The sequence below is a fragment of the Komagataeibacter diospyri genome, from assembly GCF_043995075.1.
GTDB classification, from domain to species: Bacteria; Pseudomonadota; Alphaproteobacteria; order Acetobacterales; family Acetobacteraceae; genus Komagataeibacter; species Komagataeibacter diospyri.
Genome location: NZ_CP171836.1, coordinates 2,351,182 through 2,375,797, shown reverse-complemented (window position 1 = coordinate 2,375,797; position 24,616 = coordinate 2,351,182). Strand labels below are relative to the sequence as shown.

The window sequence follows — 24,616 nt, the reverse complement described above, 5'->3', positions numbered from 1 at the left end:
ATATCTTTTTTTCCTTAGATTCAGTATTTTGATTCGTATCTCAGAGTCAAAGTCCTTGCGTGGCTCTGTGTAATATTTATTGATATTTTCTATAAGTATGAGAACTCAATGTAACCAGAAACTTGGGGCTGCCTGACAGGCGCGGCGTGTTTTGCTGCGCCCAATCGGCGGCTTTCCAGCCGAGAGGACCATCCCCATGCCACTGGACATCTGGCATTCCGAGGCCGATCTGGCCATCCTCAGAACCCTCCCGGCCTCCGCCCTTGCCGGGGCCTTCATGCGGCGCTGGTCCCGCTATGTCAGCGATTATCATGATATTTTGCAGCGGGCCGGGGCCAGCACCAACCCCTCGCTTCTGTGGGCGGCGTTCCGGGACCGATGGAGGTTACGTTTTTGTCCATGATCCTGACATCCCTATAACCCGAAAACCCGTGATCTGGCGCATGGAAGATACAACAAGGATCATCAGCCTGACGGATGCCCCTCGGGGTTTTACCAATCTCCGGTCGCTGGATTTCGAGGCTATGGGCCGCATCCTGTTCGACAGCGAGGACGACGTGGGGCGCTCCGTCACCGTGACCGGTTCCTTCGGGACATTTTTCTTCCTGCTGGATGATCCGGCCGCCGCAAAGCGGCCTGCGGTCGTGATCCCGATCGACCCGCATTACCGAAGTCGCTGGTATGAGGCCGGGCGTTTCGTGGCCCATCATCTGGGTTTCAGACTGCCTGCCCGTGTTCCTCCGATGATAACGCCGTTTCGGTCCCTGCATCGGGCCGGTGCCGATGAACGTCGCATTGCCGCCGTGCTGCTTGATCCCCGCGCTCTGACCATGTCCTGGAACGAATGGCGCGATCATACATGGCGCAGGACTGCCAAGGACTGGCGCGATGAAGGCCTCGCCCTGGTTGAGGGCGGCTATCTCAAACTGCTGCTTGAGGGGTGATGTCACCCACGGGGACGAGCGCTATGCTTTGGGTGACGCAGCATCGGCCCTGTCAGAGGGGCGCTGACGCATGGCGGGAATATCGAGCGGGATGTCATCCCGGAAAGACCGCCCCTGAGACAGCCGTCGCCCCAGCGTGTCCAGAAACCGCGCAAACCGTTCCTGTCCCAGCGCATTAGCGGCGGCCTGCGCCTCGGCTGGCAGGGACGGCATCTGGCCCAGCCAGAAGCGGATGAACAGGGCATGCGTTTCCAGCGCGATCATCAGGTCACGCTCCTGCCGCTGCATCTGACGTGTCAGCCGGTCCAGCCGCCGTGTCAGGGCCGCTTCGGTTTTCTCCGCGCTGTCGGGTGACAGGAGCGAGGCGACCGCGGCCTCCACCACGGCGGAGCGCGTCACCTTCCGGCGTGTGGCAAGGTCACCGATCTGCGAGATCATGGCGACGGGCAGGGAGACGTTCAGGCGGTCACGCATGGAAATCCTCCATGAAAAGTCATGATGTGACCGAACGATTTTTTCAGAAACAAGATCGAAATCGGGTTTGTCGTATCGGGGCGAGCCATGACGTAAAAGGAACGGGCAACGTGGTTTACATGCTGATCCCGAGATCGCGTTTGCGCTCATGTCGCCAGTCGACTCCCCCGTCATCGCGGGCGACCCCATCGACATAGCGGTCGTGCTGCTTCTCCAGAGACGGCGCCCAGGGCACAAGCTGGAAGCCGAGGCCATTGTCGATCATGGCGAAGCGCCCCGAGGACAGGCTGAGGCGTTTCACATACTGGCCGGTGACAAAGTTGCCTGAAATGCTGCGCTCATAGGTCAGCCCGCTTTCCTTCGCGAGTTTCGCGCCCACCAGATCGAGTTCCTGCTGACGTAATGTCGTCAGGAGGTTGCGTTGGTAGCGGACGGACCCATCCTGTTGGAATGACGCCAGCCCGCGATCCGTGAGATGGCGGGTGCGCTCCTGCATGGCCTGCCGCACCTCGGCCCCGAAACCTGTGCGGGCGAGGTCCATGGGCTGGCGCTTCACAAGTCGATGATCCAGCCATGTGGCACCCGGCGCTTTGACCTGGGCGGCAAGGTCCAGATCGGAACGCGCGGACAGCACCAGATAGTCCTTGCCGCTGTTCTTGCCGGTGACGGTCCGCACCTCAACGATGCCGCCATCGGGCGGGGCGTCGCGGAAGGCTTCGACGCCGGGGAAGCGGACATGATGCACATGCCCGTCCGTGGCGTCGATTACGGCATAGGCTTCGCCTGTCAGTTCATTGTGCAACCCGCGCTCCAGCAACCGCCCCGTCAAGGCGATGGGCTGATCACGCCCGGAGATCACGTAATCGCCGGGGGACATCGCCCGATCCCGGCTTCGTTCCGTCATGGCGCGGTGCATGGTTTTGATAATGTCCCCTCGCGCGCCCATCTCGCGCAGCGTGTCTTCCATGCCGGGCGTGAGCGACCAGCGTCCCGGTCCTGCTGATGGGGCCAGTCCCATGCGTTCCAGTGTCTGCGCCCTGCCGGTGAGAAGGGCGCGATGCGTCGCATTTTGCCCGAGGTAATGAGTGGCCCCGGCGTCAGCCCGCAGGTCCACGATGCCCAGATCATCGGCATGATGCTGCAATTCGGCATCAAGGCGTGTCCAGCGTTCCGCCGTGACATCCTGGCGCAGCGCAGCCTCAATCTCGTGTTCGGCGCGTGGGCCAAGCTCCAGCGACACCAGATCCTCCGCCCGCGAGCGCAGCCCGTGGCTGATATAGTCGCGGGCGATCACCAGATCAGCCCCGGCCTGGTCCACACCGCGCACGATCAGATGGACATGCGGATTGTCGGTGTTCCAGTGCGACACGGCGGCCCAGTCCAGCCGCGTGCCGAGATCGGCTTCCATCTGTTGCACGAGGTCGCGGGTAAAACCGTCGAGGTCCGTCATCTCCGGCGCGTCCTCGGGCGAGATGATGAAGCGGAAATGATGCCGGTCGTCCCGGCAACGGGCAGCAAAACCCTGTGCATCCATCTCCTGACCATCCGGCCCGAACAGATGCGCTTTCTCGCCGTCGCGGGTGACACCATCCCGGCGCAGATAGGCGAGGTGATCGGCCAGCGATCCGGGACGCGCGCCGCGCCCGGTCTGTCGTACCACGCGGGCCTTCACCGTGACGCGGCGATGGGCGTCGAACAGGCGGCTTCTGCCAAACCGGGAATGGCCCCGCCCGAAGGTCGAGGGGCCGGAGCGCGGACCGCTGCCTTCTCCCTTTCCGGGGCTGCCGCTACTGCCTCCGCCCGCGCGGCGGGAAGCATGGAGCACCTGCGCCAGAAAGCTCCGGGACCGGGCACTGCTTCCCTTGCTTCGAATGCGGCCCGGACGGACCCGGAAATCCTCGTCACGGGCCATCAGAACCTTCCTGTGCAGGAAAACCCCGCAGGAGAGCAGGACATAATCCAAAACCCTGCACACGACCGACCCAACCTGCACACAGGAAGGCAAGGCGCGCCTGCGCTTTGTCGCCCGACGTGGCAGGCCGTTTTATCTTGCCCTCTTAATTCTTCATGTTTCCCGATCTGCCCAACACCCGGCACATTCCCGAAATGCTTCCGATGGGACGACAGTTTTCCCCTCTCATGCCGTAAATCCCCTGTCACGGCGGGCTCCTTTGCGAAACGGAGACGAACAGGCCATGAGGCGGGGCCACAAATCGCATCACGTGATCAGAAACGGGCATCACCTCGGGCGCGTTCTGGATGACGGTTTGGGATGCAAACGGACCGACAAAAAGCCGATTTCCAGATGGCATTTCGGCGTGCGATTGATTGACAAAACTCGCATCAGAAATCGCGCTGCCAATCGACTCTCCAAGCAGCAGGCGGATGACTCTGGAAACGTATTTTTTCGTCTCGTCGGGCAGCGTTTTCCCTGCTGTCAGAAACTGCTCATACCGCCCCGGCCCGGCATTATAGGCGGCCAGAAAACCCGCATCGCCGTAGCGGTCATGCAACCGGCGAAGATACGCCGCACCTGCGACGATATTGTCGTGCGGATCGTATGGATCGGCTCCAAGATTCAACGCCGCGCGCAGTTCCCGCCATGTGTCGGGCATGATCTGCATGAGGCCCATAGCGCCCCTGGGTGATACCGCAGAAGCATCACCCTGACTCTCGGCGCGCATCACCGCCGTGATCCAAGCGGGCGGGATGCTCGCCCGCGTGGCCGCCTCGTTGACATAGGCATCGAACGGCGCGGCGCTGGCAGTCTGCACGGGCATTGCCATCCCACCGCAGACCACCAGCAGACCGAGCGCTTTTTTAACGTGATGCATAACGCGGATCGGGACGGTTCCAGATCAGCCGGAAACTGTCGGAACCGTCGCGGTCGGGCATCAGCCGGGCACCCAACGGAGAGACGAACAGCGGGTCGTCGATCAGCACGGCAAGCCACAGACCGAAGCGCTCGTTCTGTCGCACCTAGGCGCAGCCAACCTGCGCGGCATCATCCTCCAGACCACGCAGGACGCGATAATCGGGAGCGTTTTCGGATGTGCGGTTTTCGTTCGGAACGATGGAGAGATCGTCGGCCATCAGGAAGGTGGTGATCTGCCCGAAAAATCCGTTGGTCGTATGCGTGAACGTGCCAAGATGGATCATGGCTGATCTCCTGTGGTGTGGGGAGCATGAGAAGCGGGAAGCCAGAGCGGGACCGCGCGACCGATCACCGACGCAGAAGGAAGCGGGCCGAAATACCGTCCGTCGAGGCTGCCCGGTTCTGCCGGGTTCATGACGAAAATCTTGCCTGGCGAGAGACGATGACAGCCCTGCCAGACAGGCAGCGGGCGTCTGCGATGGTCACTGGTTAGCGCGTCACCCACACGTTCGCCGTCGATTGTGATGCTGCCTTTTGCGCGGCATACCTCCTGTCCCGGCAATGCTGCCACGGGTTTCAGGAGCGGCACGCCAAACGGCAGATAGCCACGCTTTGCCAGCAGCAGCGCCAGCGGGTCGGGCAACCGGATCGCGGCCATATCCCCGACATGGAGCGCGCTGCCGGACTGCACCCGATACAGCCCGACCGGCACGCTGGCCGTCTCGTTCCAGAGCAGCCGGGGCGTGATATGCACGGCGGTGGACACGCCAACCGTCAGCACGACAAAGTATGTGCCGAAGAACCAGGCGCGCCGGGTCATGATAGAAGCCTCTTTCGCGCCAGCCATGCTTTGTGCATGGCGAGTGTATAGGGGCGGGAGGCGACATTTGCGGCGATGCGACCGTTCAGGATGCGCCAGTGATCGGGGCAAATTTCTGCGGGATGAATCCCCAGTGCCTCGATGGCGTCGATTTCTTCCAGCACGCGCCGGACCTTCGGCCAGCCCGAGACGTCCAGCAGCAGTTCACCGCCGGGGCTGACAAAAGGCACGGTCTGGAACGGCTCGTGCATGTCCACCGCGCGCACGGTGTCGATGCAGGAAACAACGGTGCCATAATCGTTTGCAGCCCAGCGGATGAAGCCGAATACGCTGCCCGGTGTGAATGCAAGCAGACGACGGCGCTTGTCCAGCACCTTGTCGGATACTGGCTGACCAAAGCGCAGCCAGTGTTCGACGCGTTTCTGGATGAAGGTCAGTTCGACCGTGGTCAGGCCGAACAGGGCGGCGTCGGAGGTGTCCATGTCGGTCATGACCTGTTCCTCCATGACGCCCGGTTACGGAGTGCGGCGACAAAGTTTTCATCGGAGGTGCTGTTGCAGCGGTGACGTTGCAGCCAGTCCTCGACATCCTGTCGGGAGTAGAGGACACGGGTGCCGATCTTCAGGAACGGTGGCCCGTCGCCAATGCAGCGGTATTTTTCCAGGGTGCGGATGGATACACCGATCAGATCGGCGGCTTCGCCACTGCGCAGATAGGGCCGCTGGATACGGGCCGGTGCGGTCAGGGTGCGCGGGGGCGTCTGTGTTGCCGGGGCCGGGGGCTGTTCCGGCTTTGATCCGGGTCTCGTGGTCATGGAAACCTCCCTTGTCGATGCGGTCCGCTTTGGGGGTGAAGCGGTGCCGGTAAGGGGAGGCTGACGGGAAAAATGCTGTCCGGGAGTGGAGGATATGATGTGCGCGAATTCCTCCACCCCCAAGCGGGGGCTAGCCTACGGCGTGTCGTCAGTTAAGCAGGATGATGATTGAGGCGAACTGCACGGCTGCGAGGAAGGTCGATTTCAGTTTATCGTAGCGGGTTGCGATAGCGCGAAACTGCTTGAGTTTATTGAAGAACCTCTCAACAAGGTTCCGTTCGCGGTAGAGAGAAAAATCGGTTTTCCGTCGTGTCGTTCTGTTGCGTTTTGGCGGGATGACCGGGGTAATCCCGCGCTGTATCAGCCGATCGATCAACCTGTCCGTGTCATACGCCCTGTCAGCAAGGAAAGCATCCGGGTCGATGTTTTCCAGAAGTGGTTCCGCCTGGGTGATATCGGCATCCTGTCCCGGTGTGATGCCGAGTTCCACCGGATTGCCCAGAGCGTCGCAGATGGCATGGATCTTTGTAGTCAGCCCGCCTCGTGATCGTCCGATGGCCTGATCCGTGCCCCTTTTCTGAGAGCTCCGGCACTATGCTGATGCGCCCGGACAATTGTGCTGTCGATCATCATGTATTCGTTGTCATGATCAGCGGCCAGATAACGAAATACCCGTTCGATGACGCCGCTTTCACACCAGCGGCGCAGACGCCGGTGCACGTTTTTCCAGTCCCCGAAACGGGCAGGAAGGTCGCGCCATGGAATACCCGCGTGATAGCGATACAGCACCGCCTCCAAGAACAGACGGTTGTCCGCCGCAGTGCCGCCGACATAGCCTTCTCAACCGGGAAGAAAATCCTTTATCCGCTCCTACTGGTCATCGCGTAAACCATAGCGCCGCATCTGTCTGTCTCCCCCAAAAAACGGGAAAACAGTCAGCACACGCAGACACAAAGTACAACCCTCACGTGCCACACTCAGGGCTTAACAGACGACACGCCGTAGCGAACACGCGAGAATTGACCCCTAATGGGAACCGCGCTTTTCGACCAAGGCACTCGCCGACTTCAAAAGCTGCCGGATTTCTGAAGCCGACGCATGATGCTCCCTTAGCAATCTCAATAACTTCATGATCTCCGGGTGCCCATGGAGAAATTCGGTCATCTCTGGGTCTGTGGAAGATGACAAGCGAAAGAGCACATCGGGATCGGCGGCCAAGACACTTGCCAATGCCTTGATCACCTCTGCACTTGGTGGCCTCTCCTTGCCACGTTCTATGCGGCTCAAATAGGCCGGCGAAATTCCGACTTTCACCGCCGTTTCCCGAAGTCCCAGGTCCTGGGCAATGCGCAGCTCTCGGAGTGTCTCGCCGAAGTTCCTCATGATCAAGAAATCTATCACATTGTTTAGTGTTATGCAACGCACAAAACATCTGGTGTAAAATGCCAAAGTTTGGTAAAAACGGGCATAATCTGTTCAATCATTCTTGCTGCGCGTTCGTGAGCAAAGGGGGGCGCTGCTGTGTCGAGCGAAGAGATCCTGAAGCTGCGCCAAGTCGCTACCCTCTTAAAGGTGGGGGAAAAGACGGTCTACTCCATGGTCCAAGCAGGAGAGCTTCCTGGCTTCAAGGTTCGAGGGCAGTGGAGGTTTTCTCGCGCAGATCTTGATGAGTGGATCGAACAGCAGAAACGTACGACTCACGAACAATGTGATGAGGATAAATGATGATGTTCGCCTGCATTACGGGGAGTCCAAAATGAAAGCGAGAAAAAGCATGCAGGCCGAGAACACCATTCCGGCGGGATATACGCTCGATTACGTTTCTGGCAGGCAGGTCAAGGAAACGAAGAAAGAACTGGTTCGGCAGCGGGTGGTTCGCGCTTTGATCCACGAATACGGGTTCTCACCGGAAGACATGGAGCTGGATTTCTCGATTGGCGGGCGAAAGAGGGTGGACGTGGCGATCTTCCATCATGGCAAGGAACACTCCATCGAGAATCTCGGCCGCGCGGTGCTGTGCCGCCAAGAGCCGAACACCGGCAAGAATGCAGTGCGCATCCGCGACTTCGAGCAGGCTGCTAAAGACCTTGATGAGATCGAGACCATCATGCGCGAGGTCGATGCGGTTCAGTACGGTCTGTGGACCAATGGCCTGGAGTTCTTCTTTGTCGAGAAGGAGCAAAAGCGCTTCGAGACCAAGTGCAATCCCATCGGCGACTGGCCGCTGGCCGAAGAGTCGGTCGGCACCAAGGAGGTCATCTCCGATGCCCACACCCGCGTCGCCGACAACGAGATGCTCAAGATTACTTTCCGCCGTTGCCACAACTTCATCCATGGCAACGAGGGTATGCCCAAGGACGCGGCCTTCTGGCAGTTCCTCTATCTGATCTTCTGCAAGATGTACGATGAAAACCTACGTGCCAAGCAGCGCCAAGCCTGGCAACGCCGCTTCTGGGCTGGCCCGAAGGAGCAGTTCGACGCACATGGCCGCAAGGCGATCCGCGCGCGTATCGAGGAACTCTTCATCGAGGTCAAAAAGCAATACAAGAACATTTTCCGGCGCAACGAGGAGATCACTCTCTCCGACCGGGCGCTGGCCTTTATCGTTTCTGAATTGGCCAAGTACGATTTCACACGGACGGATGTCGATGCCAAGGGCGTGGCCTACCAGGAATTGGTGGGTGTCAACCTGCGCGGCGACCGTGGCCAGTATTTCACCCCCCGGGGCGTCGTGAAGCTGGTGATTGAAATGCTCGACCCCAAAGAGACCGAGACTCTGCTGGATCCGGCCTGTGGCACGGGCGGCTTCTTGGTCGCGACCCTGGGGCACATGCTGAAGAAGTTCCGCGAAGAGCAAAACATCCAGGCCGGAAACGAGAACACCACCGAGTTCCTGAACATCCACGAACGGCTGAAAGAGTATGCCGCCGCCAATGTCTTCGGCACCGACTTCGACCCGTTCCTGATCCGCGCCGCTCAGATGAACATGGTGCTGGCGGGCGATGGCCGTGGACATATCTACAACATCAACTCATTGGAGTTTCCGCTGGGGCATCTAGCCGACCTGCCCAGCGTCAAGAAGGAGATCCCGCTGGCGTCGGTGGATATCATCGCCACCAACCCTCCCTTCGGCTCCGATATCCCGATTACGGACAAGCACATTCTGGAGCAGTACGAGCTGGCTCATGGCTGGGAGCCGGACGGCGAAGGTGGATTCCGCAACACCGGCGTTCTCAAGGGCAGCGTTGCCCCCGAAATTCTCTTTATCGAGCGCTGCATCAAGTGGCTCAAGCCGGGAACCGGCCGCATGGGCATCGTTCTTCCCGACGGAGTTCTCGGCAATCCGGCCGCGGAATACATCCGCTGGTGGATCATGCGCGAAACGCAGGTGCTTGCTTCCGTCGACCTGCCGGTAGAAGCCTTCATTGCCGAAGCCAACGTCAACATCCTCACCAGCTTGCTGTTCCTGCGCCGCAAGGACGACCAGGAGAAGCATCGCGAGGCCCTGGGTCGTGCCGAGGAATACCCAGTCTTCATGGCCGTTGCCGACAAGGTTGGCTTCGACCGCCGTGGTAACAAACTCTACAAGCGCACCCCGGACGGCGAAGAGATTGTCGAGCCCAAGCAGCATATCGAGCACATCCGTATCGGCGGGCGCTTCGTGGAACGGCCCCTGACCCGCAGTGAAAAGATCGAGGACAACGATCTGCCGGTCATTGCTGAGAAGTACCGCGAATTTCTCAAGGGGCAGAACGGGTGAGCGATCAAGACGACATCATCGAGACCCCGCAGGATGCTGCCGAAGAGAGTGGCCCGGATAACTTTTTCATCGACATCCTGACCGGCAACAAGGAAAGCGCCTCGGCCAAGAAGCTGCTGGTGCAGAAAGTTCTGCGCCAGCTCATCGAAAGCTACGGGTTTGATCGGAACGACCTGGAGGTGAACTACAACCCCCAGATCTCCGGCCAGGGGCGCAAGCGCATCGACATCGCGATCTTCCGCCCCGATGCCGAGCACAATAACGACAACCTGCAGCGGATCATCGTCTGCAAGAATCAGAAAAAGCGAGACAAGCTCCGCTCCATTGCCGAGGCCGACGCCGACCTGCGCGAGCTCAAGGAACTGCTGGAACTGATCCCGGGCGCGACGCTGGGCATGTGGACCAACGGTCAAGAAGAGTTCCTGTTCCAGGTCGAGCGCACCCGTTTTGAAGTCCGGCCCAAACCGCTGGGTGTCTGGCCGGTTCCGGGCGAACGCACCACCGATCTCGATCGCACCGGCGGTGTCATTCAGGTCAGCGCCGAAGCGGAAGATCTGGAAGACGCCCTGATGCGCTGCCGTCAATATCTGAACCGGAACCTTGGTCTCGATCACAAGGATTCCTTCAAGCAGTTGGCCGTGCTGATGCTGGCCAAGATCCATGACGAGACCCTGCCCACCGGTGAGCGCAAGTTCTGGATCAGGGGTGACGAGCCTTTCACCGAGGCGGGCCAACAGGCCATTGCCCAGCGCATCACCGAATCCATTGCCGCCGCCAAGGCCTGGCAACCGAACCTGCTGACCCGTGGCTGGGATCTGACGCTGGAACCCCACGAGACCGCCCGCGTGGTCATGGAGCTGGCCCGTTACTCTCTGAGCGAAACCCAGCCCCGTTACCGTACCGAGGCCTTCCGTGCGGTTGCCCGCAGCGTGATGGACGGCCGCGAGGGCCGCTACCCTACGCCGCTCAACGTGGCCGAAATGGCGGTGGAGATGCTCGACCCGCAACCCGGCGAACGCATCATGGACTGCTCCAGCGGCACCGGCACCTTCCTGGCCATGACTGCTGCGCACATCTTCAAGAAAAAACTGGCGGCCGTGGGCACGACGCCTGAAGAGGCAACCAACGAACAGATCCGCCAGGCGCAAAACGAAACCGCCGCCTGGGCGGCCAGCAATGCCCTCGGCTGCGACATTGATCCCTTCCTGGCCGTGGCCAGTCGCATGAACCTGCTGTTCACCACCGGCAATCCCGGTCGTGTGTTCCGCATCGATGCTCGCACCTTCCCGGACGGCGATCTGGATGGCATTGAAGCCGCTCGCCCGGCTATGCCGCTGGGCAGCATAGATATGGTTCTGCTCAACCCCTGGTTCTCGACTCAAGACACGGTCAGCGACGCCTCCATCCTGGAGCGTTACGACCTGGGTAACAACTGGGAGCGCGACGAGGAAGGTGAATTCCGCAACACCGGCAATCTAAACATCGGCGGTGTGCCGCCCGAGGTGCTGTTTATCGAACGCGCCCTGCAATGGGTGAAGCCCGGCACCGGCCGCGTGGGCATCCTGCTGCCCGACGGCTTGCTGGGCAATCCCGGCGATGAGTACGTGCGCTGGTGGATCCTGCGCCACTGCGAGGTCTTGGCCTCGGTTGACCTGCCGGTGGAGCCGTTCAAGGTCACGGTGAAGGAATATGGCCTGACGCCCTCCTTGCCGAGTCTTTTGGTTTTACGCCGCCGCAGCCAGGAGGAGCTGATCAATACCGAACACCCGGAATACAAGGTCTTTATGGCCGTTGTAGATCGGGCCGGAGAAGATACTCGTGGGAAACTGTTTCAGCGTGCCCCTGATGGTGAAGTGCTGATCTTTGAAGAGAACGTCATTGAGCGAGTGCGCAATGGGGGCCAAGTCGAGGTTCGGCGTTGCATAAAAAGAGCGCCGCGTATTCATGACGAACTGCCGCTGGTGGCAGAGAAATACAAGGAATTCCGTGCGACCGGCGAGGTGACGTTATGAGCAGAAAGTTCCAAGTGAAAGCTGTTCCGAGCACCTGGCTGGAAAGCAATGGGCGGCGGCTCGACTGCGGTCCTTATATGTCTGGTGCAGTAGAGATTCGCGAACTCCTAAAGAAACACAAAACTGATGTACTTCCCGACTTGACTGCAGGCCACGATGGGGGGATTTACAACGGCCCTCAATTCGAAAGGAATTATGTTGATGATGCGCAATACGGTGTTCCATTTTTAACAACCACTTTCATGATGCAGGCTGATTTGAGCCGGTTACCTCTTCTGAGCAAGAAGGATGCGCACTCCAGAAAACTCAACTACTTGCGGGTTCATGAGGGGATGACGTTAATTACTTGTTCCGGAACGGTGGGAAGGACCATCTATGCACGCTCAGACATGAATGGTGTTTGGTCCAACCAAGATATCCTGAAGATCGTTGCTGATCCTAATCGAGTGCTCTCAGGATACCTGAATGCATATCTTTGCACGAGATTCGGAGTGCCCTTTGTTGTTTCCGGGAAATACGGCTCGGTAATTACTCATCTTGAGCCAAAGCATTTTGCTGACCTCTTGGTTCCCCGCCTCGGAAAAATTGTCGAACAGGAGGCCCATCGCCTTGTTGAGCAGTCTGCTGCACTGCTCGCCAAATACCAGGCCAATTTAACTGAGGCAACGGATCTCTACTTCGATTCTGTTGGTCTGAAAGATATCACGGCGAGCGATTGGCATTCTCGGGGATCAGACCTTGGTTTTACAGCCAAGGCGGGTGTCCAATCTCTCCGAGCATTAAACTTTAACCCCCGGTTTAATTGGCTTTGTGAACGAATCAAACAGGGGCGGTGGAAGCCTTTGTCAGAATTATGTATCGACGGCACACTAAAGAGTGGACCTCGTTTCAAAAGAATCGATGCAGCTCCTGAGTATGCATATCAGTTGATAGGCCAAAAGCAGATATTCTGGTTGAGGCCTGAAGGACGCTGGATTGCAAAGAAATCTGTCGGAACTGAGGTGCTTGTACCGGACGGAACAGTCCTTGTTGCTGCCCAAGGAACTCTGGGTGAAAGTGAATTGTTTTGCCGCGCTGAATTTATTACAGGGGCCACCCTGGAGCGAGCGTATTCCCAGCACTTTCTGAGAGTTATTGGAGATCAAAACATTATCGAACGCGGAGCGCTATTTTCATTTATGCGTTCAGAAACGGCATTCCGTATGCTTCGCTCCGCATCAACAGGAAGCAAGCTCCAAGATTTTCACTATGCAGTTTTGCCGTCTTTACCGATCCCATACCCAGAACAGGCGGTGCGCAAGAAGTGCCATGACTTGGTCATGGAGGCTTATGAGGCCCGCGATGAGGCCATAAGGTTCGAAGATGAAGCCCGTTCCCTCGTCGAGCGCACCATTGAGGAGGGAGGTCGCTAATGGCGAAGGTCATACCCATCGGGCAACCCGCGAACGAATCTGAACGCCAGGCCATCGGTTTCCTTCGGGATCATTTGCCTGATGGCTGGCTGATCTTCCATAACTTCGAGATGCGCCAAGGGCAGGAGGTGTTCGAAATCGACATCGCTATCCTCGCGCCTCATGCGGTGTATCTGGTGGATGTCAAAGGGACGCGGGGCAACATCGATGTGTATGGCTCCAAGTGGTATCCGCAGGGGCGGCAACCGTTTCACTCGCCCCTCGCGAAGCTTCGTCACCACGCGAAGGTGATGGCCAGCTTCATCCGCGATAGCAATCCCGGACAGATCGAGCTGCGCAAGGCTCATGTCCATGCCGCCGTATTGCTCACTGCCGATGACGCCACCGTGTTCGATCAGGCGGGCATCGACAGCCCGGACGTGACCGACTTCAAGCACTGCCTTAAATACTTCCGCGACGCGAGCCGCATTCCTGACAACCGGCTGAGTAACATCACCCGCTTCCACTCCCAGATCGCCAAGGCGATTACCGGCAACGCCAAGCCCAAGAGCGCGGCGCTGGTGTTCCGCGACTGGCAAGTGGAAGAGAAGCTGGGCGGCACCGACCGCTATACCGAGTACCGCGCCAAGCACAACCTGTTGGGCAAGAGCGGCGGCATGGCCCGCCTACGGGTCTACCAGGCCGACCCGTACCAGGACGAGGCTGCCCGCAAGGAAGAGTTCAAGAAGATCAGCAACGCCTATCGCGCCGTGGCGCACATGCCGACCCACGCCAATGTGCTGGCGGTGAAGGATCTGTTCGTCTCCGACGATGAAGACAAGGTGGTGCTGGTCACTGAGGATCTGCCTGGCCAGGCCCTGCGCCTGCACATCAACAAGGTCTCGATGGCGCTGACCTTCGATCAGAAGCTCCAAGTGATGCGTGACGTGCTGTCGGCCCTGGACCATGCGCACCGGCATGAGGTGATCCACCGCAACCTGACCCCGGACGGCATTCTGCTGACCAAGGGCGGCCAGGCCCGGGTAACCGATTTCGATTTCGCCAGGGTGGGCAAGAACCGTACCTCTACCATCGCCGATCAGGTGGTGGATGATCTGGATGCTACCTACCAGGCTCCAGAGTGCTTCAAGGACCCGACCCAGGCCAGCATTGCCTCCGACCTCTATGCCGCCGGGCTGATCTTTTTTGAACTGCTGACCGGCGAGCTGCCCTTTGAAAGCGTCGACCAGATGATGGAGGCCGACGGCAAGTTCCCCATCAAGCCCTCGGAGCACAAGCCGGACCTGCCCAAGGGGATCGACGAGTGGTTGCAGAAGTTCTGCGAGTTTGACCCGGAGGAACGGCACACGAGCGCAGCCATCGCTCGCAAGGCCCTCGATGATCTGATTCTGCCCGAGGCCAAGAACGACTCAGGCCCGGATGTGAGCGGCCCGGCCGTGGTTGTGCCACAGCTCCCAGATAGCCTGATGAACTTGCCGCAGGATTCCATCCTGGCGGATCGCTTCCGCATTCAGAAGAAGTTGGGCAGCGGCGGCTTCGGCGTCGCCTACAAGGTGTTCGATTCCCTGGGCGATGTGGTCCGCGTCATCAAACTGGTGACCAAGGACCGCCGCAGCGTGTACGAACGGCTGCGCCGCGAGTACAAGACCCTGACCAATCTCCCCGAACATCCGCATGTGGTGAAGGTGATCTGGGCGGATCGTATGGCCGATGCTAAGCAGACGCCTTACATTGTCTTTGAGTATGTGGAAGGTTTGGATGTTTCCGATCTGATCGATGCCGAGGCGTTGTCGCTGGATGATGCCGTGCGCATCGTGCGAGAGGCCGCCGCGGGGCTGGCCCATCTCCACAAGCACGGCGTTTACCATCAGGACGTCAAGCCCTCCAATCTGCTTTGGACGGACAAAGGCGTCCGCATCATCGATTTCAACGTCGCGGTCTCCGAGAGCGATGAGGTTCAAGGTGGTGGCGGCACGCGCCGTTACCTGCCGCCGGATTACGACTACTCCTCCGAGCCGGATGCTTCGGATCGAATGGATCGTGACCTCTATGCCTTGGGCATCTCCTTCTATGAGTGCCTGACCGGCAAGTATCCATTCGACGATCCCACGCCGCCGATCAAGACTCAGCCCAGGGACCCCAAGCAGTGCAAAGGCTGCGCCGACCTCAGCTCGTCGCTGGTCAATGTGCTGGCAAAGATGATCGCGCCGGAGCGCAAGGATCGTTTTGCGTCGGCGGAGGAGTTCTTGATTGCCCTGGCCGAGGTCAAGCGCCTGCGCTCGGTGCTGACGACCGGCGAGATTGGTACCGGACCCAAGGTGGTGGCCAAGCTGGGTTTCGAGCCGACCAAGCCCAACACCAACCCCTTTGTAACCCACCTGCTGACGCTCTATAGCCAGAGCCAGGTGTCTAACGCAGGCACCCGTGGCCTCGACGAAGTTGGCAAGGCCACCTACGTGTCGACTTATCTGGACGAAAAGCTCAAGCCCGCGCTGCTCAAGGGCGAGTTCCGTTTGGTCATCATCAGCGGTAACGCCGGCGACGGCAAGACAGCCTTCATCCAGCAGTTCGAGACCTTTGCTGAGAGCAAGGGCGCACAGATACAGCGCGGCGCGAACGGGGCTGTGTTCCAGCTCAAGGGGCATACCTACCAAAGCAACTACGACGGCAGCCAGGATGAAGGCGACGAGCGCAACGATGCCGTGCTTCAGAAGTTCTTCGCTCCCTTCGCGGGCAAGGATGCCTCCGGCTGGCCCGAGAATCAGACCCGCCTAATCGCCATCAACGAGGGACGGCTCGTCGACTTCTTCCTTGAGCATGAAGAAGAGTTCCCGTTGCTTGCCAAGCAGATCCAGCAGGGTTTGGCCGGAGCTGCTCCGGAAGGCGGTATCTCGGTTATCAACCTCAACCTGCGCTCGGTGGTCGCCGAACCCGAGGACGGTCAGCCTTCGATTCTGGAGCGACTGATCGCCCGCATGACGCAGCAGGAGTACTGGCAGGCATGCGACAAGTGCGATCTCAAGGGCAAATGCTACGCCTATCACAACGCCCGGACCTTCCAAGACCCGGTTGCCGGTCCCAAGGTGATCGAGCGCCTGAAGATGCTCTACACCATTACGCACCTGCGCGGCCGACTGCACATCACCATGCGCGATCTTCGTTCGGCGCTGGCCTTCATGCTGGTAGGCACCCAGGATTGCGACGGCATTCACCACCTCTATCAGAACGGCGGAGAAGAAACCCAGAATCGCATCCTTGACGGTTTTTATTTCAACTCGTGGCTTGGCGGTGCGGAAGGATCCAATGACCGGCTGATTGCCTTGCTGCGCGAAATTGACGTTGCCGAAGTCAGCAATCCCGACCTGGACCGCGAGCTTGGCTTCCTCAATCCCAAGACCAAGGCCATGAGCCGCTTCTCGTTCGCGGAGCGGGCTGGGTATGACGATGAACTTGTGGCAATGCTGTTCCGCAATCTGCCTCGCGATTACTCGTCGAAGAACCGTGCTCGACTGATCGCCAAACACCGCAATTATCTATCGCATATGCGCCGTCGCCATTTCTTTGAGCGACGCGACATCGGGTGGAAGGAGATGCTGCCATATGGAAGCATCGATCCCTTCCTGGATGCCATTGAGCAGCCGGGAGCGAAAAGCGCAGATGAGGTTACCGCCATTCTTCGAGCCATCAACCGGGGCGAAGGTCTGAGCGATCCGGCGCGTTTGGGCAACCAGTTGGCGCTGCGTGTTCGCCAGGTGGATAAGGGCACCATCCGTAGTTACCGTCTCTTTGACGGCGACCATTTCACGCTCCGCACCGAGCAGGAAAATGCGGCTCATCCTTTCCTTGAATGCCTGTCTCAGGCGCTGGTGCTGTTTTACGACTCCGGCGACGGGCACAAGGCCAGCCTGCGCATCAATCTTGACATCTATGAAATGCTGATGCGGCTCAACAACGGCTACCGTCCCAGTATCGAGGAGCAGGAAGGTTTCCTGTTAAGTCTGGCGGTATTCAAAAATCTGTTATCTGCTGCACTCTATCAAGAAGTTCTGCTGACGGAAAATGGGCTCCGGTTCTACCAGATAAACAGAAAAGAGGATGGCGTATTGGCATTGGGCGTTTCTGATAACGGGGGCTGAATATCATGTCAATCAAGGGTAGAGACAAGGAATTCAGAACACCTAAGGTCAGTTATTTGCATTGGCAGCACACGGAAATGGATCGTGTGCTGACCATGCTATTTCCTCGCCTCAAATTCAATGGCCATGGCAGCCGCAAGCCGCCACGCGCAAATATTTTGCAGCCAGAAGAATTTGCAGATGAAATGATGCTGTCCGAAGAGGTTAAGCAGTATTTTGAGGGCTTTGACGAACATCCCTCCATTGTCCACAAGTGGGTAGAGACCGAACTTCTTGATGTGGTAAATCGGGGCAAGTCGAATCAAGCTGTCGCCTCTCCGCGCCCGCTTCATGGAGAGACCTACAAATTTCGAAATGCGAAGCACTGCCGTGACTATGGGGCAGCCGAGCAGATTTATTGGATGCTCTACTATGCCCGCAAAGGCAAGGGCCAGGCCGCCCGAGACACGCTAAAACGCTTCTTTTTCCCTGGGATTGACCATGTAACCGGTAGGCATGAATCCGGCACGGTCGTCGATGTAGAAACCCAAGCGCTACTTCGCTTCGATTCTCAAGTTACTCAGGACACACAGGACTCCAAGGAGCCCGAGCGCTTTCCACCACTTCTGATCGATCAGGCCGACACCATGGCCGACGACATTCTGCGGCTATTGGCCTATGAGCCCTATATTCCTCGCTCGGTGCTGGTGGATTACCTCAAAACCCTGATGGCATTCCATCTGGCGCTCTACCACCTCAAGCTGTTGCAGATACTGCCCAAGCTGGTGAAGCAGCGCTCGGACAATGCGCTGGCGAGTTCACCTGATCCCGTGGCGCTGGTCGTGGATATGGGGGACGTCAATAATCCGCATATGGTCGAGCTGGCTCGCAAGTCCACTGACCGGCTCTATCGCCAGATTCCTGCCTTTGTGCAGGCCAATTTCGTCGTCAAGAAGCTCGATGAGATGGCGGAATACCTGAGCAAGAAGACGGGCAAGCTGACCACTCCAGGGGGCGGCGTGTTTACCGTCGGCGATCTGGTTTCTCTACTGAAGCCCGAGTACGACGCCGACCGGCAAGCCTACTTCAAGTTCCGCCTGGCCAGTCTGATCGAGGAGTCGACCTCTGGAAACGAGGACATCGATCCGGAGATCCGGGAAGTCACCGCCATGGGCCTTGGCGAGTTCGAATCCTTCATAGAAATCCTGATGGCATATCGCGGCAAGTATCACCGCCAGTACATCACTGAGTGCCTGGACTCACTGCTGCTGAAAAACAAGGAGAACGGCCTGTTGGCACAATCCCGAACCAAGGGAAGTCCTCGGCGGTTTGTGCTGGGAAGCAAGCTTCTTGAGGTGCTCCTTCAGGTGGCTGTGCTCACTCAGGATGACGGGCGTTTCGTGACCCGCGAGATTCGCATCGAAGAGTTGCTGGCCTTTTTGAGAAGCCGCTACGGCCTTCACATCGACCGGCTGCCGGGAGGAGCACAGGCCAACAGCAGCATCCTCGACAGACGCGCCCTGCGCCTCAACCTCGCAGCCTTCAAGCGTCGCCTGCGTGAAATCGGGTTCTACGAGGACCTGTCGGATGCCTACGTGACCCAGAAGGTATCGCCCCGCTATGCGATTGAGAGAAATGACGGAGCAGATAAAAACGGGAGGCACGCATGAGTAATGCGTTCACCAAGCTTTCCCAGGATAAGTTGAATGCGGCGGTCGCTTGTTTGCTGTGCCCCCGTATCGAAGCGATCCTGGGTGACCGTGGCCCAGGCCACTGCATGCGGGTCACCGATCTCGATGACGAGGTAATGGAGTCGGTCTGCAAGGAACTACGTCGGACCCGGCCCGACGGAAATATCTTTATCCTCGGCAGCCATGATCATGAGAGCCAGCCCTTCCGAGTCACTTCCACCAAACTGGTGGAGTTGCGCAACCCGGACGCGAACGGTGAGCTGCGTCAGCCTTTGCTGGTCTTCATACCGACTTCGCTTCGCACCAGCGCCGAGGACTCTTTCGGTGTGGCGACCTTCGAGGAGCTGACCTTCGCCGGTATCTACGAGGACCTTATCGACTCGCTGCTTGATCGGCTCCCGAGAACGCTGGTTGGCCATGCTCGCGATCTTTTGGGCATCCTCACCGACGAGGAGTGGCTGTTTGCCGACCATGTTTCCCGCGTGCGGTACCTGCTCACTGCGCTCGAAAACGGGATTGATGGAGAAACCCTCGGGGCCAGCCTGTATGAATTGACGTTGATTCCAGACTTCAAGCTCTTTGCCGATCCCGGCATGGTCAATGGCAAGGTTCGCCGTAACCTCGGCAGCGTCCGCAGTCTGATGGCCTCGCACAAGTCGGTTCGTGGTCGTATCGCCGATCTGGGACTCAGCGACAAGGCATTGGAGTCGCGACTATTCACCTATTTTGCAAAATACGAAGTCCAGGAGCCCGAATCCTGGACGCCGCCCATCGCGACCGACAAGAGCTGGTGGAGCATTTCTTTCGATAAATGGACGTTCCAGGAAGAGCTTTCGCTGGACAAGGTCCTGCTGACAGTGCTGGAGACCGACTTGCCGGTCGTTCAGGAGGATGAGACCGACGACCAACTCTCCGGCCTCATCGGACAACAGGTTCTGGTGCCGAACGACCGCCGCAAAATGAACGTGGTGTTCGAGGTTAGCCCTCACCCCGGCAAGGTCAGCGGGCTTGATCATTTTACGGTTCAGATCATTTCGCAGAATGACGGCCCGGTAGGAAAATCTAAGAAAGTCAAGGCCTGGACGCCGAACCGCCTGCAATGCACGACCAACTTGGCCAAGCTCAATAAGATCGAATTCGAGGAAGGATGGCATTTCATCCGTGTAATGCCTTGGACGGCCGATGGCGATCCGATTCCGCTGGAAGCGGATTCCGCTTCCGAGGGCGCAAGACGTTCCTACGAGAGCGAACCTTTCTACGTCCTGCCCGGTGGCAACATCGAGGAAGAACCACCGCAACGCGCCATACCCATTGAGCAGAGCCTGGAGCATGCGCGTTTCCGGCTGCAACTGACTGCCCTGGGCGATGAACGCGATCCCGATGATATCGCCATCAGTGGTGTCGCCTGGGCCGAGGGCGGTCGTTCCAAGAAGACCTCTCGCCAGGAAACCCTACACGCAAAATTCGGTCGTGAGGGCGCGGTTCAGATCCCGCTTTCGCGTATGCTCAAAACCATCGAGCAGCGCGTCTTGGCGGAGCCCAAGCGCCCGTCAGGCTGGCGAATGCAGATCAATCTGGATACCGCCGAGCCGCCTTCCGAGGTTGGACTCACGCTGCCATCTTCCGCCGCGATGGCTTCCTTCCTGGCTGCCCGCGAAGAGTTTTTTGCAGCAGTGCGCAAAGGCACCGCCGAGCTGATCATGCAGGGGCTTTCGTTCCGCGACTCGGAAAGGGAATGCCTCGCGTATGCTGAAAGCTACCTTGACTTGGTCAGAAACCTCATCCGTCAGGCCGAGACGACTTCTGGTGCCGAGCGTCAGCAACACTTGCAAGCGCTCAGAAATGTGCTGGCCGTCGATTCCATTCATGTCATCTTGACCGACTTCGGTGGAAGGCACCGGGAGGCTGTTTTAGTCTCCCCAACCCATCCGCTCCGTGCCTTGTGGCTGAGCAGTTGGGTCGCCCTGGGTAAGGATTGGATTGAGAAGATCAAGTCAGGCGGAAAGGATCACATTCCTCACGTCCGTTCCGCGCTGTTGGATGGCCTTGTGCCCTCTGCCTATCCGGTCGGTATTCCCGTCGAGGATGGCCGCATCTTCACTCCGGTGGACAACCTGAATGCTTTCTGGGCGCTCTACGCCCCGACGATCGAGGAAAATTCCCGTGGTCTGATGGCGGAAATCTGTTCAGCGCTCGGCTTGGCCGAGCCCTCTGCGGCGGGATCAGATATTTCCGGACAAGTCATTGCGGACAAGATCGAGCGCTATCTCTCTCAGCATCCCTATGTTCGAGAGTTATCACTGAACATCTTCAACCCTGGGGCCGGATCGGTGATTGCGGAGGCTCTGCTATCGCTCCAGCAGAAGCGCGAGCATGCCGATTTGCGCTATGACGTGCGGCTCTTTACCACCGATCCCGACTCACCTGTTTTGGGCGAGGCTCTTGAGTCGATGGTCCGTCCTGGAGCCACGGTAAACGAGGCCGCCGACGCATTTGCGACCTCAACGGGCAGCCATCTGTTCTCCAAGCTGAACTTGGCCAAGCACCCACTGAATGAATTCCATGCAAATTCCAAGGAGTTCCCGGCGCACATCAGTGTTCTTCTGGATGTGTTTCCCGCCGAGGAGCTTTCCATTGCAGAGAAGCCGATGGGCGTGACCCCGCTGCATGGGCTGATACAGGACTTCGACACTGAATTCGTTGATGACGATTCGGGGACCTTCTGGAGCAAGCGGCCGATTGTCGGGCGCTCCTTCGGCGCGGACAACCATGCGGCGTGCTTCGATTTGCTGTCGTCCCTGAGCCGACACCTCTGCTTTGCTACCTCAGCGGTTGCTGCTTCTGGTGCCAGCTTTAAAGCTGTGCCTGTGGTGACCCTTGGCCTCGATGTGGCCCAACGAGAACTGATCTACGAGGTTCACCAGATCAGCGATTGGGTGTTCACCATCGACCGAAATATGGGGATTGAGTTCTTCGACCACGGCGGCCGGAAGAACAGACCGGACTATCTGATTGACTATGTGCCGGGAGCCAGCTCCCAGGCGACACACAACCTGATCATCTCGTCGCGCTCGAACGATGAACTGGAGGCGATGCTGAAGCCGGTGCTGCTTGAGCATGGCTTGTCCGCCGACGGCGAGCAGTCGGTTCAGATCCTGGCAAATCTGCGGTCGCTGTCCGGTCAACTAGCGCTCAAGCTGATTTCTGCTCGCACACAACAGGCGGAGGCACTTGGTCTGGCTTTGGCTCGGCTCTACCTCGAATATCAGGGCGCATTGAGCAATCAGGTCATTGTGCCGTTGGATGCGCACACGGACCTTTACCGCTCAAGCGGTGAGTCAGACGATATCAATGATGCAATCAGTCTGCAACGCACCGACTTGGGATTGTTCGACTTGGATTTGAACACCAGAACGATCACTTGCAACCTGGTCGAGGTGAAATGCTATTCGCAAGTGGGCGACTTTGCGGCCTTCAACCAACTGAAGGAACGGATTTCCGCCCAGATCAATCAGAGCGAGCGCATCCTCCAGCGCCACTTTGACCCGGCCTTGAAGAAGCCCGACCGGCCGGATAGGTTGCTCAAGAGCCGGGAGTTGGCTCAGATCCTTCGTTTCTATCTAGAGCGCTCACTGCGTTACGGGATCTTTGATGCGACTGCTGCGCAGGAAGCACGAGGGCTACTTGAATCCATCGAGCAGGGCTACTCGCTTCAGTTCAGACGCTGCGCCCTGATCTTCGACTTCGACAAGACCGGAACCGAGGCCCCCGACAACGAGGTTGGCATTGAATTCCACCGCATCGGTAAGGATCTCATTCGCGCCTTACTGGAGAACTGCCGCAAGCCTGTTTCCGTCGAGATTGAGGAGGAACCGACCGCGCTCCTCCTGAGCGAGCAGTTTATACCGAACGTGCCGAAGCTCGAGACAGCCGCTTTCATCGCGCCCAAGAGAGCTCGGTCAACGTCCTGGACAGTGGATGAGCTCTGGGACAAAGAGCCGGAGGCTCCAATCACCCAGCCAACATCTCCTGTCGCAGAGGAAACACCCGCACCTGCTCAGGAGGAAAAGGAAGAACAGGCGGAACTCGTCGAGCATGCACCTCGACCTACCACTATTGCGCCTAAAGAAGAAAAAGACGACGAACAGCCTGCCGCCGTTGCTGTTAAACCGGAAGCATTTGTTGAACCCGAACTTGAAGCACCGGAGCATCCGACACCCGAGCCCGCGCCTCAAGCCGAGGTCAGTTATGACATCATGCTGGGCGTTAATGGCGACTCACCCCAGTACGGTTTGCTCGGAGAGGTTTCCGGCAGAAAGATTGCCCTGGACCTTAACCACACCCACACGATCAGTCTCTTTGGGGTTCAAGGCGGCGGCAAGAGCTACACCCTTGGAACAGTCATTGAGATGGCCTCCATGCCGCTTCAGCACATCAATGTACTGCCAAGCCCGCTCGCCACAGTCATTTTCCATTACAGCCCGACGCAGGATTATGCGCCGGAGTTTACTTCGATGATCAATGCCAACTCGGTGGATGAAGAGATCCGCATCCTTCGTGAGCGTTATAAGGCCAACCCGGAGGCCCTAAACGATGTCGTGATTCTTACCCCAGCCAACAAGGTGGATGATCGCCGGGCCGAGTACCCGGATATCGAGGTTAAGCCGATTTCTTTTTCTGCCTCCGAACTCAAGGCGGCGCACTGGAAATTCCTGATGGGAGCGATTGGCAGCCAGAGCATGTATATGCGGCAAATCAATCTCATCATGAGGGGGTTGCGGGATAACCTGACCGTGGATGCCCTGCGAGCAGGCATCGATAACTCTGGTCTGTCCGATCACCTGAAAGATCTGGCTCAGACGCGTCTACTGTTCGCCAGCGAATATATCGATGATAATCAGCGCCTCCAGGATCTGATTCGCCCAGGCCGGTTGATCATTGTGGATCTGCGAGATGAATACATCGAAAAGGACGAGGCCCTCGGCCTTTTCGTGGTAATGCTGCAGATTTTCTCGGAAGCAACCTATCAGGGAAGCGCCTTCAATAAGCTGGTGGTTTTCGATGAAGCCCACAAGTACACTGAGAACGATGACCTGGTTTCCGGCCTGGTAGAGGTTGTCCGTGAGATGCGACACAAGGGAACCAGCATCATGGTCGCCTCTCAAGACCCGCCATCGGTCCCGGTCTCGCTGATCGAGCTGTCTTCACAGATCATCATGCACAAATTCAACTCGCCCGCCTGGCTGAAACACATCCAGAAGGCGAATGCCGCTCTCGGCGAGCTGACCTCGGACAAGATGAGCCATCTCGGTACCGGCGAAGCCTATGTGTGGTCGAGTAAGGCCTCGGACGACTCATTCACGCGGGGCGCAGTGAAGATCAAGTGCCGTCCTCGCATCACGCAGCATGGTGGCGGCACTAAAACGGCCATCGGACGCTAGTAATTTCACTGTATGTACGCTCAGGCCTGCTTCCACATCTCCGCGATGGTGGACCTGTCCTGTAGCGCGTCGAGTTCCTCGACCCAGCGCGCTGGAACTCGCGACTATTCTCGGCTACAGGTGCGCAAATGGTGACGACCCTTTGGCGGCAGATTGTGGGTTAGACCGCCACTTTGAGCGAATGTCGGTATCGGTGGTTGCGGGTCCCCGCAACCATGAATAAGCGTCTAAAAAGACAAGAGAAAAGCCACCCAAAAG

Annotated in this window: 16 protein-coding genes and 2 pseudogenes; 9 read left to right on the top strand and 9 right to left on the bottom strand. The window is 58.4% G+C overall.

Annotation, left to right across the window (positions count from 1 at the left end):
- Positions 1 to 196: 196 nt before the first annotated feature.
- A complete protein-coding gene (locus ACE2AA_RS11120; RefSeq protein WP_395369804.1) occupies positions 197 to 403 on the top strand; it encodes a transcriptional regulator domain-containing protein in 207 nt (68 codons plus the stop codon).
- Positions 404 to 443: 40 nt separating this feature from the next.
- Positions 444 to 944: a DNA -binding domain-containing protein gene (locus ACE2AA_RS11115; RefSeq protein ID WP_395369803.1), complete on the top strand. Its 501-nt coding sequence runs from the start codon at positions 444 to 446 to the stop codon at positions 942 to 944.
- A gap of 21 nt (positions 945 to 965) precedes the next feature.
- Here ACE2AA_RS11115 and ACE2AA_RS11110 read toward each other — a convergent pair whose 3' ends face one another.
- The 9 genes and pseudogenes from ACE2AA_RS11110 to ACE2AA_RS11070 all read right to left on the bottom strand — a co-directional run bounded on the left by ACE2AA_RS11110 (position 966) and on the right by ACE2AA_RS11070 (position 7,310).
- Complete coding sequence (locus tag ACE2AA_RS11110) at positions 966 to 1,418, bottom strand: CopG family transcriptional regulator (RefSeq protein WP_395369801.1); 453 nt, start codon at positions 1,416 to 1,418, stop codon at positions 966 to 968.
- Between the two features lie 115 nt (positions 1,419 to 1,533).
- Complete coding sequence (locus ACE2AA_RS11105) at positions 1,534 to 3,330, bottom strand: relaxase/mobilization nuclease domain-containing protein (protein ID WP_395369799.1); 1,797 nt, start codon at positions 3,328 to 3,330, stop codon at positions 1,534 to 1,536.
- A 244-nt stretch (positions 3,331 to 3,574) separates the two neighbouring features.
- Complete coding sequence (locus ACE2AA_RS11100; protein ID WP_395369798.1) at positions 3,575 to 4,252, bottom strand: lytic transglycosylase domain-containing protein; 678 nt, start codon at positions 4,250 to 4,252, stop codon at positions 3,575 to 3,577.
- Positions 4,239 to 4,577: pseudogene (locus ACE2AA_RS11095) on the bottom strand (DUF736 domain-containing protein). The gene ACE2AA_RS11100 and the pseudogene ACE2AA_RS11095 overlap by 14 nt, the downstream one beginning before the upstream one ends.
- Positions 4,574 to 5,113: a S26 family signal peptidase gene (locus tag ACE2AA_RS11090; RefSeq protein WP_395369797.1), complete on the bottom strand. Its 540-nt coding sequence runs from the start codon at positions 5,111 to 5,113 to the stop codon at positions 4,574 to 4,576. The pseudogene ACE2AA_RS11095 and the gene ACE2AA_RS11090 overlap by 4 nt, the downstream one beginning before the upstream one ends.
- Positions 5,110 to 5,604 (bottom strand): DUF2840 domain-containing protein, encoded by a 495-nt coding sequence (locus tag ACE2AA_RS11085; protein WP_395369796.1) that lies wholly within the window; start codon positions 5,602 to 5,604, stop codon positions 5,110 to 5,112. Before ACE2AA_RS11085 ends, ACE2AA_RS11090 begins: the two co-directional genes overlap by 4 nt.
- Complete coding sequence (locus ACE2AA_RS11080) at positions 5,601 to 5,927, bottom strand: helix-turn-helix domain-containing protein (protein WP_395369794.1); 327 nt, start codon at positions 5,925 to 5,927, stop codon at positions 5,601 to 5,603. The genes ACE2AA_RS11085 and ACE2AA_RS11080 overlap by 4 nt, the downstream gene beginning before the upstream one ends.
- A gap of 148 nt (positions 5,928 to 6,075) precedes the next feature.
- A pseudogene (locus ACE2AA_RS11075) lies at positions 6,076 to 6,791 on the bottom strand (IS5 family transposase).
- Positions 6,792 to 6,953: 162 nt separating this feature from the next.
- The gene (locus ACE2AA_RS11070; RefSeq protein WP_035362646.1) at positions 6,954 to 7,310 is read right to left on the bottom strand and encodes a helix-turn-helix domain-containing protein; all 357 of its coding nucleotides are present in this window, start codon (positions 7,308 to 7,310) and stop codon (positions 6,954 to 6,956) included.
- Positions 7,311 to 7,448: 138 nt separating this feature from the next.
- Between ACE2AA_RS11070 and mads1 the strand changes: the two genes are divergently transcribed.
- The 7 genes from mads1 to mads8 are packed head-to-tail and all read left to right on the top strand — an operon-like array spanning position 7,449 to position 24,358.
- Entirely contained in the window at positions 7,449 to 7,652 is a 204-nt protein-coding gene (gene mads1, locus ACE2AA_RS18115) for a methylation-associated defense system helix-turn-helix domain-containing protein MAD1 (protein WP_408887410.1), read from the top strand.
- Between the two features lie 31 nt (positions 7,653 to 7,683).
- Complete coding sequence (mads2, locus tag ACE2AA_RS11060; RefSeq protein ID WP_395369792.1) at positions 7,684 to 9,687, top strand: methylation-associated defense system DNA methyltransferase MAD2; 2,004 nt, start codon at positions 7,684 to 7,686, stop codon at positions 9,685 to 9,687.
- Positions 9,684 to 11,699 (top strand): methylation-associated defense system DNA methyltransferase MAD2, encoded by a 2,016-nt coding sequence (gene mads2 / locus ACE2AA_RS11055; RefSeq protein ID WP_395369791.1) that lies wholly within the window; start codon positions 9,684 to 9,686, stop codon positions 11,697 to 11,699. The genes mads2 (ACE2AA_RS11060) and mads2 (ACE2AA_RS11055) overlap by 4 nt, the downstream gene beginning before the upstream one ends.
- Positions 11,696 to 13,111: a methylation-associated defense system restriction endonuclease subunit S MAD5 gene (mads5, locus tag ACE2AA_RS11050; protein WP_395369789.1), complete on the top strand. Its 1,416-nt coding sequence runs from the start codon at positions 11,696 to 11,698 to the stop codon at positions 13,109 to 13,111. The genes mads2 (ACE2AA_RS11055) and mads5 overlap by 4 nt, the downstream gene beginning before the upstream one ends.
- Positions 13,111 to 17,247 carry a methylation-associated defense system protein kinase MAD6 gene (gene mads6 / locus ACE2AA_RS11045; RefSeq protein ID WP_395369787.1) on the top strand — a complete coding sequence of 1,379 codons (4,137 nt, stop codon included), beginning with the start codon at positions 13,111 to 13,113 and terminating at the stop codon, positions 17,245 to 17,247. The genes mads5 and mads6 overlap by 1 nt, the downstream gene beginning before the upstream one ends.
- 5 nt (positions 17,248 to 17,252) lie before the next feature.
- Complete coding sequence (gene mads7 / locus ACE2AA_RS11040) at positions 17,253 to 18,896, top strand: methylation-associated defense system protein MAD7 (RefSeq protein WP_395369785.1); 1,644 nt, start codon at positions 17,253 to 17,255, stop codon at positions 18,894 to 18,896.
- A complete protein-coding gene (gene mads8, locus ACE2AA_RS11035) occupies positions 18,893 to 24,358 on the top strand; it encodes a methylation-associated defense system ATP-binding protein MAD8 (RefSeq protein WP_395369783.1) in 5,466 nt (1,821 codons plus the stop codon). Before mads7 ends, mads8 begins: the two co-directional genes overlap by 4 nt.
- Positions 24,359 to 24,616 lie beyond the last annotated feature (258 nt).

Bases quoted from the DNA above. Each gene is read 5' to 3' on its own strand.
- mads6 (WP_395369787.1), top strand. From the start codon at position 13,111: ATGGCGAAGGTCATACCCATCGGGCAACCCGCGAACGAATCTGAACGC.
- ACE2AA_RS11090 (WP_395369797.1), bottom strand. From the start codon at position 5,113: ATGACCCGGCGCGCCTGGTTCTTCGGCACATACTTTGTCGTGCTGACG.
- mads7 (WP_395369785.1), top strand. From the start codon at position 17,253: ATGTCAATCAAGGGTAGAGACAAGGAATTCAGAACACCTAAGGTCAGT.
- ACE2AA_RS11115 (WP_395369803.1), top strand. From the start codon at position 444: ATGGAAGATACAACAAGGATCATCAGCCTGACGGATGCCCCTCGGGGT.
- ACE2AA_RS11070 (WP_035362646.1), bottom strand. From the start codon at position 7,310: ATGAGGAACTTCGGCGAGACACTCCGAGAGCTGCGCATTGCCCAGGAC.
- ACE2AA_RS11100 (WP_395369798.1), bottom strand. From the start codon at position 4,252: ATGCATCACGTTAAAAAAGCGCTCGGTCTGCTGGTGGTCTGCGGTGGG.
- ACE2AA_RS11085 (WP_395369796.1), bottom strand. From the start codon at position 5,604: ATGACCGACATGGACACCTCCGACGCCGCCCTGTTCGGCCTGACCACG.
- ACE2AA_RS11120 (WP_395369804.1), top strand. From the start codon at position 197: ATGCCACTGGACATCTGGCATTCCGAGGCCGATCTGGCCATCCTCAGA.
- mads2 (WP_395369792.1), top strand. From the start codon at position 7,684: ATGAAAGCGAGAAAAAGCATGCAGGCCGAGAACACCATTCCGGCGGGA.
- ACE2AA_RS11105 (WP_395369799.1), bottom strand. From the start codon at position 3,330: ATGGCCCGTGACGAGGATTTCCGGGTCCGTCCGGGCCGCATTCGAAGC.
- mads5 (WP_395369789.1), top strand. From the start codon at position 11,696: ATGAGCAGAAAGTTCCAAGTGAAAGCTGTTCCGAGCACCTGGCTGGAA.
- ACE2AA_RS11080 (WP_395369794.1), bottom strand. From the start codon at position 5,927: ATGACCACGAGACCCGGATCAAAGCCGGAACAGCCCCCGGCCCCGGCA.
- ACE2AA_RS11110 (WP_395369801.1), bottom strand. From the start codon at position 1,418: ATGCGTGACCGCCTGAACGTCTCCCTGCCCGTCGCCATGATCTCGCAG.
- mads8 (WP_395369783.1), top strand. From the start codon at position 18,893: ATGAGTAATGCGTTCACCAAGCTTTCCCAGGATAAGTTGAATGCGGCG.